This window comes from Salinisphaera sp. G21_0 (assembly GCF_017744115.1).
In the GTDB taxonomy this organism is placed as follows: domain Bacteria; phylum Pseudomonadota; class Gammaproteobacteria; order Pseudomonadales; family Endozoicomonadaceae; genus Endozoicomonas.
Genome location: NZ_JAGHQW010000090.1, coordinates 1 through 13144, shown reverse-complemented (window position 1 = coordinate 13144; position 13144 = coordinate 1). Strand labels below are relative to the sequence as shown.

Annotated in this window: 10 protein-coding genes; all 10 read left to right on the top strand. The window is 47.8% G+C overall.

Annotation, left to right across the window (positions count from 1 at the left end; genetic code table 11):
* The first annotated feature begins 377 nt into the window (after positions 1-377).
* Positions 378-593 (top strand): helix-turn-helix domain-containing protein, encoded by a 216-nt coding sequence (locus J7439_RS23920; protein WP_209204569.1) that lies wholly within the window; start codon positions 378-380, stop codon positions 591-593.
* A 48-nt stretch (positions 594-641) separates the two neighbouring features.
* Positions 642-1298 carry a hypothetical protein gene (locus tag J7439_RS23915; protein WP_209204568.1) on the top strand — a complete coding sequence of 219 codons (657 nt, stop codon included), beginning with the start codon at positions 642-644 and terminating at the stop codon, positions 1296-1298.
* Between the two features lie 246 nt (positions 1299-1544).
* Entirely contained in the window at positions 1545-1784 is a 240-nt protein-coding gene (locus J7439_RS23910) for a helix-turn-helix domain-containing protein (protein ID WP_209204570.1), read from the top strand.
* A gap of 9 nt (positions 1785-1793) precedes the next feature.
* A complete protein-coding gene (locus J7439_RS23905; protein ID WP_209204567.1) occupies positions 1794-3926 on the top strand; it encodes a type I restriction-modification system subunit M in 2133 nt (710 codons plus the stop codon).
* Positions 3926-5248 (top strand): restriction endonuclease subunit S, encoded by a 1323-nt coding sequence (locus J7439_RS23900; protein WP_209204566.1) that lies wholly within the window; start codon positions 3926-3928, stop codon positions 5246-5248. The genes J7439_RS23905 and J7439_RS23900 overlap by 1 nt, the downstream gene beginning before the upstream one ends.
* Complete coding sequence (locus J7439_RS23895; protein WP_209204565.1) at positions 5235-8246, top strand: type I restriction endonuclease subunit R; 3012 nt, start codon at positions 5235-5237, stop codon at positions 8244-8246. Before J7439_RS23900 ends, J7439_RS23895 begins: the two co-directional genes overlap by 14 nt.
* Positions 8236-9285 (top strand): HTH domain-containing protein, encoded by a 1050-nt coding sequence (locus J7439_RS23890; protein WP_209204564.1) that lies wholly within the window; start codon positions 8236-8238, stop codon positions 9283-9285. The genes J7439_RS23895 and J7439_RS23890 overlap by 11 nt, the downstream gene beginning before the upstream one ends.
* A gap of 20 nt (positions 9286-9305) precedes the next feature.
* Complete coding sequence (locus J7439_RS23885; protein ID WP_209204563.1) at positions 9306-9920, top strand: Hachiman antiphage defense system protein HamA; 615 nt, start codon at positions 9306-9308, stop codon at positions 9918-9920.
* Positions 9921-10063: 143 nt separating this feature from the next.
* The gene (locus J7439_RS23880) at positions 10064-12013 is read left to right on the top strand and encodes an ATP-dependent nuclease (protein WP_209204562.1); all 1950 of its coding nucleotides are present in this window, start codon (positions 10064-10066) and stop codon (positions 12011-12013) included.
* A gap of 8 nt (positions 12014-12021) precedes the next feature.
* Positions 12022-13144: UvrD-helicase domain-containing protein (locus J7439_RS23875; protein ID WP_209204561.1), on the top strand; the 1123-nt coding region annotated here is incomplete at its 3' end.

Below are 13144 nucleotides of genomic sequence, written 5' to 3'. Positions count from 1 at the left end.
AAGAGCTGCCTTATGCGGACACGGTTGAGAAACTGGAGCAGCTTCTACCCTGGGCAGTGAAGGCATCTCAAGAATAAGCTGATCTGGTAGGGTTGGCTATTACGCTGGTTAAATTGGCGCTTACAAACCATCGACGTACTTTGTGGGGTTCTACACCTAACTCCTCAGCCACACTGTCCGCTGTCTGCCCGCCAGAACCATTGATACTGCACGTTCTCGAAAGGCTTTAGTGGTTGTCTTCCTGCCCATATCCAGCTACTCCCGCCGAAGCATTACTACGGAGTTTTCTAACAAAGATACAAAATGACCATTATAGACGGTAGAGCAGAAAGCATGGTGCAAATCAGTATTTTCTCTTCATTGAGAAGGATACGAATTTGGCCACCGTTCAAAAAGCATTTGGAAATCGTCTACGGGAGATCAGGCAGGAGCAGTGCCTTACACAAGAGGAACTTTCCCATCGTGCTGGCCTAAATCGTACCTACATTGGCGATATTGAAAGAGGAGAAAAAAATATTACCCTGGGTAGTATGAACAAGCTCGCCAAAGCATTAGGCATCAAGCTGAGAGATTTTTTTGACTGGGAATACTGACATTTTCACCTATGGTAAGCAGCTGATCACTGCACTTTTGGCGCTACCATGAACAAAGATATCCTCTTAAAAATACTTAAACAGAAAGACCAGCCAGAGTTACTGAGTATCCTTGATACCGCTTGGGAGCTGATGACTACCAACCAGCGGGAGCAAATATTTGGCCCACTTATCAGGGATCAGTCTTATGATTTTCCCGCATCCCCAGAGAAAACTCTGGTGGCGATAAAGGCGTTTCAACAAAGCTCCCTTGCTGGCAATTACTACGCCCCCGGTGACATAAATTCCAAAAATTATATGGATATCCCTGAAGAGACAGACGCCTGGTTTGCCAAACTGGACGAGCTTTTCATTGAATGTAACAAGCTCTCTGAGCAACAGGATTACCACGCCGCTGTCGAAGGTTTTGAAATACTCTATGACCTCTTCGAGCAAATTTATGATGACTCAATAGTCTTCGCTGATGAACTGGGTTCATGGATGTACCCCGGTGATGAAAAGGCAAACTACACCGCCTACCTTAAGGCTGCGGCAGCAATATACTCACCTGACGACTTTGCAGATAAAGCCATGGCCGCCATTATTGAAGACAGTCACCAGTCATGCTCTCTGAAACTTTACTCATTGGTGAAATCTATTGCCTCTCAGGGGCAAATGGCATTGGTTGAAGAGCGAGTGCAAGAACGCGGAACACCTGTCGCCTGAGTAACTATTCGCATATTGGGCGATGCCGACATTTTCAGTGATTACAACATGAAAATTTATAGGATTGCCCAGTAAACCATGCCTTTGCCCCCTTATGCGGGTAAAACCGTTTGAAAGTCGGCGAAACTCAAAATACACTGGGCATCTGTTTTATATTTTGACTGGGGAGTTTCTTCCCCGCATTCCTTCATCACTTCTTTTGATTTTGCAAGACAGCTTTTGATAACTCTCATGGTTAATAAACAAATAGCCGAGGTGGAAGACCGCTGGTTATCGGTAGACGAGATCGGTAAGTATCTTGGTGTGAGCAGCGATACTGTATACCGCTGGATCGATAAACAGGGTATGCCAGCCCACCGCTTGGGCCGACGCTGGAAGTTCAAAAAAGATGAGCTTGATGCCTGGGTTAAAGCGGGCGGAGCTGCTGAACCTGCGCCTCCCAAAAAGTTACCCAAAAGAAGCACCCAAAAGATAACCCAGGAGTAACACCCGGCTATGAACCATGAAATCCATAACAGTATTGTGCGTTTTATCTGGGGTATTGCCGACGATGTGCTGCGGGATATCTATGTGCGTGGCAAATATCGCGACGTTATTCTGCCAATGACGGTCATACGTCGTCTGGATGCCGTACTGGAACCCAGCAAAGAACGTGTACTGGCCATGCAGGAACAACTGGATAACGCCGGTATCGCCAATCAGGACGCTGCGCTTTGCCAGGCCTCCGGTGAAGCGTTTTATAACATCTCGCCGTTCACCCTCCGTGATCTGAAAAACCGCGCCAAAAAACAACAGTTAAAAGCCGACTTTGAAGAGTATCTGGATGGATTCTCCGACAACGTGAAGGAGATTCTGGATAAGTTCAAGTTTCGCAATCAGATCCCGACGCTGATTGAAGCGGATATTCTCGGCCATCTGTTAGAAAAATTTCTCGACAACCGCATCAATCTAAGCCCGAAGCCGGTTCAGGACGAAGAGGGTAATGAGTTACTCCCGGCCCTGGACAACCATTCCATGGGTACCATCTTTGAAGAGCTGATCCGTCGGTTTAACGAAGACAATAATGAAGAAGCCGGGGAGCACTTTACGCCCCGTGATGTGGTCAAGCTGATGGCCGACCTGATCTTCATGCCTGTGGCCGATGATATCGAATCCGGTACCTATCTTGTTTACGACGGTGCCTGCGGTACCGGTGGTATGTTAACCGTGGCTGAAGAACGACTTGCCGAGCTGGCCAAAAACCATGGCAAAGAGGTCTCCATTCATCTTTATGGTCAGGAAATACAGCCGGAAACCTTCGCCATCTCCAAAGCTGACCTGCTGCTAAAAGGGGAAGGCTCCGAAGCACAAAACATGAAGTATGGCTCAACACTCTCTGATGATGGTTTCCCATCTCAGGAGTTTGACTTCATGCTCTCTAATCCTCCTTACGGCAAAAGCTGGAAGAGTGATCTCGAAAGGCTCGGTGGTAAAAGCGATATCCGGGATCCGCGCTTTGTCACCCAACATGGTGATGATCCTGAATACAAGATGATTACCCGCTCTTCTGACGGGCAGCTGATGTTTCTGGTCAACAAGCTGACCAAAATGAAAGAGAACACCCGCCTTGGCAGCCGTATCGCAGAGGTTCACAACGGGTCATCACTATTCACCGGCGATGCCGGTCAGGGTGAAAGTAATATACGGCGTTGGATTATTGAGAATGATTGGCTGGAAGCCATCATCGCCCTGCCGGAGAACATTTTTTATAACACCGGCATTGCCACCTATATCTGGATGCTGACCAACCGCAAGAGTGAGCAGCGCAAAGGAAAGGTTCAACTGATTGATGCCAGCGAATGGCATGTGCCGTTACGCCGAAACCTTGGCAAAAAAAATTGTGAGTTCTCCAATGGACAGATCGAAACCATTGTTGATCTGATGGTCAATCCTGTTGAGAGCGAGCAATCGAAAATCTTTCCCAATGAAGCCTTTGGTTACTGGAAGGTCACGGTGGATCGACCGCTGCGACTTGCCGTGGATCTTGCCCCGGCCAGACTTGAGCAGTTTGAAACGATATGCGGTAACGCTAAAGAAGCACCACTGGCCAACCTGGTCAATCGTGTTGCTGCTGAGCTTGGCGCAGGACCGCATCTTGATTTCAATCATTTTCTGGAAGCCTGTCTCGTCGATGCCGAAAAGCATGGGGTCAAGCTCACCGCAAAGCGCAAAAAGCTGCTGCAAAGTGGACTGTGTGAAACTCGTGAAGATGCCGAACCTGTGATCAAAAAGATTCATAAACCGGGCAAGGTCGCAGCAGATTCTATTTACGGCCTGTATGAAAGCGAGGTCGATGACAAAGCCTGTGTGGTTGAGTATGAGCCCGATACCGACCTGCGGGATAGCGAGCAGGTGCCTCTGCTGGAGGATGGAGGTATCGAAGCCTTTTTCCGCCGGGAGGTGTTGCCTTATACGCCGGATGCCTGGATTGACCCTGCCAAAACTCTGGTGGGTTATGAGGTCTCTTTTACCCGCCATTTTTACCGGCCTGCTCCCATGCGCACACTGGATGAGATCAAGGCCGATATCTACGCCCTGGAGCAGGAAACCGAAGGGCTGTTGGAACAGATTGTCGGGGAGGCGGAGTGATGAAGCTGGCTCCCTATCCAGAATACAAGAACTCCGGCCAGCCCTTTCTTGGGAAAATTCCGGCACACTGGCAAGTATTCAGAAATGGTCGTTTGTTTGCTCAGCGTAATGAGACTGGTTTTGGGGCGTTACCCATCCTTGAAGTTTCATTGAGAACCGGTGTTCGCGTGCGTGATATGGACAACATGAAGCGCAAGCAGGTGATGTCGGACCGGGAAAAATACAAACGGGCTGCCCAGGGTGATATTGCCTACAACATGATGCGTATGTGGCAGGGAGCGGTTGGTGTGGCTCCCGTCGATGGCCTGATTAGCCCGGCTTACGTGGTTGTTCGCCCGTTCCCTGATGTGGATTGCCGATACTACAGCTATCTGTTCCGCACCGCTGCCTATATGAACGAAGTTGATGCCTATTCACGGGGGATTGTAAAAGACCGTAATCGTCTTTACTGGCAAGACTTCAAGCGTATGCCTTCGCCAGTTCCACCGGTAGAGGAACAGCGGAAAATCACTCAATACCTTGACGCCATAAGCAGTCAGGTGCAGTTGTTTATCCGCAATAAGCAACAGCTGATTACACTTCTAAAAGAACAAAAACAGAACGTCATCAATCAGGCCGTTACCCGTGGACTTGATCCCCATGTCAAACTCAAGCCCAGTGGTGTGGAATGGTTAGTTGATATTCCTGAACATTGGGATGTCCGTAGACTTAAGTTCCTCGCTCGTATTAAAAACGGAAAGGATTACAAAGAAGTTGAAGCTGAGTCCGGTTACCCTGTTATAGGATCAGGAGGGCAGTTCGCATACGCATCACGGTTTATGTATGACGGCGAGTCAGTACTCTTCGGGAGAAAGGGAACAGTAGACAAACCTCTATATATCTCTGGCAAGTTTTGGACTGTGGACACAATGTTCTACACAGTGGTGTCTAAGCATATATCCGCCAAGTTTCTTCATTATTGTGCATTATCTTTTCCTTTCGATTTTTACAGCACTCAAACAGCACTTCCCAGTATGACACAACAGGATCTGGGCGATCATCCAGTTGCTGTGCCTCCAATGGATGAACAGAAGCCTATTATTCAATACATAGAAGAAGAAACACAGCTTATTAACCAAACTATCATCAAAGCCCAGCGGGAAGTTGAGCTAATGCTCGAACACCAGACATGCCTAATCTCCGCTGTTGTCACAGGTCAGCTAGACATTCGCAATGTTGAAGTCCCAAAAATTTCTGAGGAAGAGCTTCTGAGATTAGATGAGAACCCCATAGGTTCTGATGAAATCAACCAAGATGAGGAATACATGGATGAAACCATCTGACACCAGTGAAAAAGGTCTGGAATCCCTTATCGTTAATTCACTGGTCGAGGATGCCGGATACGTTCAGGGAGACCCGAAGGATTTCGACCGGGAACACGCTGTAGACCTGGCCAAACTGCTGCAATTTCTGGGTAAAACCCAACCAGACACCTGCGAGACGCTGGGTATTCTCCATGAAGGCCCCAAACGTACCCAGTTTCTACATCGGCTCCAGGGAGAGATTGCCAAACGGGGTGTGGTTGACGTTTTGCGCACGGGTATCAAACATGGCCCTGCACATGTGGATTTTTTCTACGGCTCGCCAACCCCGGGGAATGTTAAAGCGGCGGAACGGTTTGCCGCCAATATCTTCAGCGTTACCCGCCAGCTACGTTACAGTCGAACCGAGACTGCGCTGGCACTGGATATGGGGGTCTTTATTAACGGCCTGCCCATTGCCACCTTTGAGCTCAAGAACAAGCTGACCAAACAGACCGTTCTGGATGCTGTCCAGCAATACCAGAATGACCGTGATCCGAAAGAACTTCTGTTTCAGTTTGGGCGTTGCGCTGTTCATTTTGCCGTAGATGACCATGAGGTGCGTTTCTGTACTCACCTTAAGGGCAAAGCTTCCTGGTTTCTGCCATTCAACAAGGGCTTTAACGATGGCGCTGGCAACCCACCCAATCCTGATGGTCTGGCCACCGATTACCTGTGGAAGGAGACACTCTCTAAACCGGGGCTGACGGATATTCTGGAAAACTACACCCAGGTGGTAGAGGAAAAGGACGAGAAAACGGGCAGGAAGAAGTCCAAGCAGATTTTTCCCCGCTATCACCAGTTGACAGTTGTACGCCTTCTGTTGGCTAATGCAATGGACATGGGTGTTGGTAAACGCTATCTGATTCAACACTCAGCAGGCAGCGGCAAAAGCAACTCCATTGCCTGGCTGGCACATCAACTTATCGGACTGGAACATACCGGCATAGTGTCTTCTCATGCTACGGGCAAGGCGCTGTTTGACTCGGTAATCGTAGTCACAGACCGCAAGGTGTTGGACAAACAGATCCGCGACACCATCAAACAGTTCGCCCAGGTCTCCGCTACCGTTGGTCATGCTGAACGCTCTGGTGACTTGCGCCGTTTCCTTAAAGCGGGAAAAAAGATCATCATCACCACGGTTCAGAAATTCCCGTTTATCCTTGATGAGATTGGCGACAGCCATCGCAAAAGTACCTTCGCCATTATTGTTGATGAAGCACACTCCAGCCAGGGTGGCCGCACTGCTGCCAAGATGAATATGGCATTAGCAGCAGGAGATACTGAAGAAGGGACAGATGAAGAGGAAACCACCGAGGACAAGATTAACAAAATCATGGAAGACCGGAAGATGCTGGCTAACGCCAGCTATTTCGCCTTCACCGCTACCCCTAAAAATAAAACGCTGGAAATTTTTGGTGAGCCTGCGCCACAAGCAGACGGCAAGGTAAAGCATCACCCATTCCACAGTTACACCATGAAGCAGGCCATCCAGGAAGGCTTTATCCTTGATGTCCTGAAAAGTTATACGCCTGTTGAAAGTTACTATCGTCTGGCCAAGACCGTCGAGGATGACCCGCTTTTTGATGCCAATAAGGCTCAGAAAAAGTTACGCGCTTATGTCGAGTCCGAAGATCACGCCATTCGAGAGAAAGCGGAAATTATGGTGGATCACTTCCATGCTCAGGTCATGGGGCACAAGAAGATCGGTGGGCAGGCCCGTGCCATGGTCATCACCAATGGCATTAGTCGGGCTATTCAGTATTTCCATGCCTTCACGGACTATCTGAAAGAACGGAAAAGCCCCTATGAGCCCATCGTCGCTTTTTCCGGTGAGAAAGACTTTGGTGGGAAAAAAGTCACTGAAGCGATCTTAAATGGTTTTCCCAGCAGTCAGATTCCAGACAAGGTGCAACAAGACCCCTATCGGTTTCTGATCGTGGCTGATAAATACCAGACCGGTTACGATGAGCCTCTACTGCATACTATGTATGTGGATAAAGCACTTTCCAGCATCAAAGCCGTGCAGACACTTTCCCGGCTTAATCGCGCTCATCCCAAGAAATACGACACCTTTGTGCTCGACTTCTATAACGATGCCGATTCGATTAAGAAATCTTTCGAGCCGTACTATCGCACAACTATTCTGAGCGATGAGACCGACCCCAATAAATTGCATGACCTGAAAGGAGATCTGGATGGCTATCAAGTCTACACACCGGAACAAATTGATGATTTAGTCCGACTCTATTTGGACGGTGCAGACCGGGATAAACTCGACCCGATTCTCGATGCTTGTGTAGCAACCTTTAATACTGATCTTGATGAAGACGGGCAGGTTGATTTTAAGAGCAAAGCCAAGGCCTTTGTCCGTACTTATGGCTTTCTGGCCTCCATTCTGCCGTACTCAAATGCTGATTGGGAAAAACTCTCCATATTTCTGAATTTTCTGATTCCCAAGCTTCCGGCTCCCAGGGAGGAAGATCTCTCCCGGGGCATACTGGAGGCCATTGATATGGACAGTTACCGCGTCGAGGTAAAAAGCAGCCAGAGCATCAGTCTTCAAGATCAGGATGCCGAAATAGGCCCGGTGCCAACCAGCGGGGGTGGCCGCAAGCCAGAGCCGGAACTGGATAAACTGAGCAATATTATCAAGGCATTTAATGACCAGTTCGGGAGTATCGACTGGAGGGATGGGGACAAAGTCAGCAAGATTATTGCCGAAGAAATTCCGGCCAAGGTAGCGGCCGACGCAGCCTACCAGAATGCCATGAAAAATAACGATAAGAAGACTGCCAGAATAGAGCACGATGCTGCCCTGCAACGGGTAATGATTGATCTGCTGGCGGATAATACCGAGTTATTCAAGCAGTTCAGCGATAACCCTTCATTCAGGAAATGGCTGGGCGACACTACCTTTGGTGTGACCTATCAGCAAGATTCAGGACCAACCTCACCAGGAGCTAATCATGGATGTTAAATCCGCTGCCATTCAGGTTTTAAAGCAGGCGGGGAAAGCGCTGCATGCCAAAGATATCGCTCAACAGATCATCACTGATGGTCTATGGCAGTCGGCAGGTAAAACACCGGATGCTACCGTTAGCGCCCGTATTTATTCTGATATCAAGAATAAAGGGGATGACTCTGCTTTTGTAAAAGTTGGCCCTCAGGTATTTGCGCTGCGGAATAGTGGTGAAATGCCAATCTCGGATGGTTTGGTTCATAAGGCTGTAGAAAAACCGGTGGAATCCGCCTCTGAAAATCATGGCTTTTCATTCACTCAATGTGCTCAGAAAGTACTTGAGAATTTTGGTAACAAAAAGCCTATGCATTATAAGGAGATCACCCAGCAGGCTTTGCAACAAGGTTGGCTGGTCACTGCTGGAAAAACACCAGAAGCCACTATGTATGCTCAGGTGATTACCGAGATTAAAAGGCAACAAAAACGTGGGGATCAGCCGCGTTTTGTTCAACACGGCAAGGGTTATGTTGGCTTAAGTCAATGGATGAAACGAGGGTTAGCCTACCAGATTGAGCAGCATAATCATCAGGTTCGCAAGGCCTTACATGAGCGACTGCTGGCTATGAAGCCCGGAGAGTTTGAAGAACTCATTTCACTTTTGCTGGCAGAAATGGGTTTTGAAAGTGTCGAAGTCACCAAGCTCAGCGGTGATGGCGGCATTGATGTTCGTGGAATCCTGGTGGTTGGCGATGTAGTCCGCATTAAAATGGCAGTACAGGCTAAAAAATGGAAACCTAAAAATAATATTCAAGCTCCCGTCGTACAGCAGGTTCGTGGCAGTCTTGGCGTCCATGAGCAAGGGCTAATCATTACTACCAGCAGCTTCAGTCCGGGAGCGATCAACGAGGCAGCTCAACCCGACAAGACCCCAATCGCATTAATGAATGGCGAGCAACTGGTAACGCTTCTGATGGAATACGGCATTGGCGTGAAAAGCTCAACGCCAGCCCTGTTTGAAATCGATGATGAATTTGCCATTCAGGATCTAAGTGTTTAATTGCCATGGGTGAGAAGTAAATGCCTTGGACTTCAGAGCATGTTGAAAAATGGCTTGTCGATACTAGTGAACGGTTAAAGACTGCTGATGGTAAAGAGATTGAACTCTGGGAGTTTCGCCATGCGGATGACGAGGAAGTGCTCTCAGCATGGGCCAGACATTTCCGGAATCACTACTGCCTGGATAGCGATATCGACTTTCTCCGTGGCAGACTTTCGTGCGCAGACTACCTGAATAACACCATTTTCCCCTGTCAAAGCAGTAAACTGGGACCTGGCATACGTGCTGGCGACTTTGGAGAAATTCTGGTTTGTGATTACCTCCAATGGTTTTTAGGCTTCTGGCTTCCCAGAATACGCTGGTCATCCAAAGTTGTCAGGGATGAGTCACCCAAAGGAAGCGATGTGATAGGGTTCCGGTTCGATCAGGAGAACGGTGAAGCATCGGGTAAGGATAGTCTGTTTGTTTTTGAATCCAAGACAAAGTTTTCGAAGTCAAAGATTAATCGTTTGCAAGATGCCATCAATGATTCAGCCAGGGATCATATTCGTATTGATGAGTCGCTGAACTTCATTAAGCGAAAGCTCCATGAGAGACGCGATTTTGAACAGGCCCGAAAGGTTGAAAGGTTCTGAGCCCGGTAGATAGCCACTTCACATTGCTAACCGTCTGTAATCCGTGAGCCAACACAAGCTTTATGACTGGACGTTACTAGTGATGAGCGTGTCCGAGAGGCTCTACACGATGAACGGTTATGGATTAGACAGGGAAAAACACAGTGTATTTAGAAACACTTAAGCTAAAAAATTTTAGGAGCTTTGGCCCAGAAGGGGAAAACATAGCAGTTGCCCCTGATCTGATCGCCCTGGTTGGAGCAAACGGTGCAGGTAAAACGGTCTTGATGCAGGCCCTGCAGCGAATGTTTGGCATTTCCAATGAACAACGGGCTATTCGTCGCCAGGATTTTCATATTCCTTCTACGGAAGAAGAAACTCCCAGTAAACGAACTTTATCCCTCGAAGCCATTATTGCCTTCCCTGAGTTGGACAACGAAGGTGGTGATCATTCTGCAATACCAGTTTTCTTTCACCATATGAGTGTGCCAGATGAGGGTGGCAAACTGAAGTGCCGTTTGCGCTTGGACGCGGAGTGGGAAGATGATGGCTCAGTAGATGGATATATTACAAGCCAGTTTCGGGCAGTTACAGCATGGGGAGAGCCAGAAGAAGCTAATTTTCATAATGTACGACCAGCGGATCGCTCTCGAATCCAATTGATTTATGTGCCAGCGACAAGGTGTGCTGTTTCTCAGGTATCCGCATTTTTGAAAGGACGGCTTTGGAAGGCTATTAACTGGTCAGAACAAGTTCGTACATCTTTTAGGGAAAAGGCCACGGAGCTTAATGATGCCTTTGAGGGTGAAAATGCGATTAGTACCGTCACCGGAAAGCTGACTGAGCGCTGGCAGGAGCTGCATTCCGCAGGGACTGACAGCACACCTAAATTTCGTCCGGTAGACCTGCGCTTTGAAGAGTTTGTGCGAAAGGTTGAGGTGCTTTTGCATCCAGATGAAAGTGGCCGGGACAGGAGCATTGATGAGTTAAGTGATGGCCAAAGCTCGTTGTTTCACATTGCTATGACCTCAACAACTCTCGATGTTGAAGCTGAGATCTTGGCTCAGCCAGAGCGGGAGGATTTTCTTGGTGCAAGCTTACCACTGCCCTCGTTGACTATTTTGGCGCTTGAGGAACCGGAGAACAATCTGGCTCCATACTATCTATCTCGAATTATAAGTCAGGTTACCAGCCTAACTCATGGCTTACGGGCACAAGCCGTGATATCAAGCCATTCACCCAGCATCCTCGCCAGAATTCAACCAACACAAGTAAGGCACTTCAGACTGGCATCAGGGCCAAATACGACAGTTGTTCGACAACTGGCTTTGCCCGATGATGGGAATGAAGCTGCAAAGTATATCCAGCAAGCAGTAAAAGCCTATCCAGAGCTGTACTTCGCTAAGGTTGTTGTTCTCGGAGAAGGGGCTTCAGAAGAGGTAATCCTTCCTGCTATATCAGAAGCTATGGGTGTACCAATAGATAAGTCTTTTGTTGCAATGGTTCCATTAGGGGGTCGTCATGTGAATCATATGTGGCGCTTGTTGACGGACCTAGAGATACCTTTTGTCACATTGCTGGATCTGGATTGGGGAAGGCACGGTGGTGGCTGGGGAAGGATCAAAAACGCATGTGCAAAGCTGATAGAGTATGGTGTTAATCCAAGCGCAATTTTTCAAGATCCTGACCCATTAGGATACCAACGTAATCTTGATGCATTTGATACCTTCCCAGATGATAATTCTGATGGTATCAACACTTGGGTTGCTGCACTCAGAAATCACAATGTTTACTTCTCAAGCCCATTGGACATTGATTATTCGATGTTAAGAGCCTTTCCAGATCAATATCGAACTGCTCCAGACGAAAGTTCTTCGGGGCCATCTACACAAGGCCAACCGGGCATCGCTGTTCTGGGAGATGAGGGGCATCCTGAATTCTACGCAAATGACTTGCCAAATTTGCGGTGGTACAGATATTTGTTCTTAGGTAGAGGCAAACCAAGTACGCACATTCGAGTGCTGGGAACAATTCCTTCAGAGCAGTTAGCTGAGTGTGCACCTGAAGAGCTGCAAGCCTTAGTTCGGTCTATACACGCAGTTCTTCAAGGCTAGGGGGAAGAGTGAAGTTTATCCGACCAGAACACTGGCGACCCAAAGGTGTCGACGACCTTGAGCCAAATGCTTGGCTGGCACTAAGACGTCAGGAATCCACAAGCGTTATTGCAGGCCCAGGAGCTGGAAAAACAGAGTTTTTAGCGCAAAAGGCTGCATATCTGCTTGAGACAGGCCTGTGCCCGCAAAACAAGAAAATTTTAGCTATATCATTCAAAACCGATGCTGCAAAAAACCTTGCTGATCGGGTGGAAGAACGTTGCTCTCAGGAACTTGGCCACAGATTTGTTTCGATGACTTTCGATGCATTTACCAAAAATCTAGTTGACCGGTTTTATTCTGCAATTCATGGCGACTGGAAGCCATCAAAACAGTATGAAATTATCTATCCGAATAGCACACAGGTAAGAAATTTTTGGAGGGAACTAGAACGCAGTGTTCCTGATAATTACCGGGCTGTGATCGCAACAGCAGTTAGGCAGTTGGATGATAGGACATTTGAAAGCAACACAATTGGTACTTGGAGGATTCCTGCAGGTGGTCTCCAAGCGCCTCAATCTGCCAAAGATTATATCATTTTTAACTGGTTACTTAAGCAAATAAGCGCTTCCAGCAACGACAAATCAAGACTGTCCTTTACTACCTTGAATAGGCTAGCGGAATATATCATTCGTACTAATAATCATGTATGCAGAGCTATAAAAGCGACATACCCATTTGTCTTCGTTGATGAATTCCAAGATACGACTTTTGGCCAGTATGACTTCCTGTTGTCAGCTTTTGGTCATAGTGAAACATCTGTAACGGTGGTGGGGGATTATAAGCAGAGGATTATGGGTTGGGCTGGAGCCCGTAGTGATGCACTTCGTCAGTTTGAAGCTGATTTTTCTGCACAACGATATCCACTGCTGCTTAATCATCGATCATCATCTGAGTTGGTGAGGATACAGCATGTTATCGCACGAGCAATTGACCATGAGGTGGGAGAGGTACAAACAACTAATGTAAGCGCCAAAATAACCCACGTCCTACCCTGCTCAGATTTGATCAAGGATCATAAAGCCTCTGATTACATGGAGGCTCCAATGACCAATCCAGAAACCACTAAAGAACAATGGCTGCAACGAATCG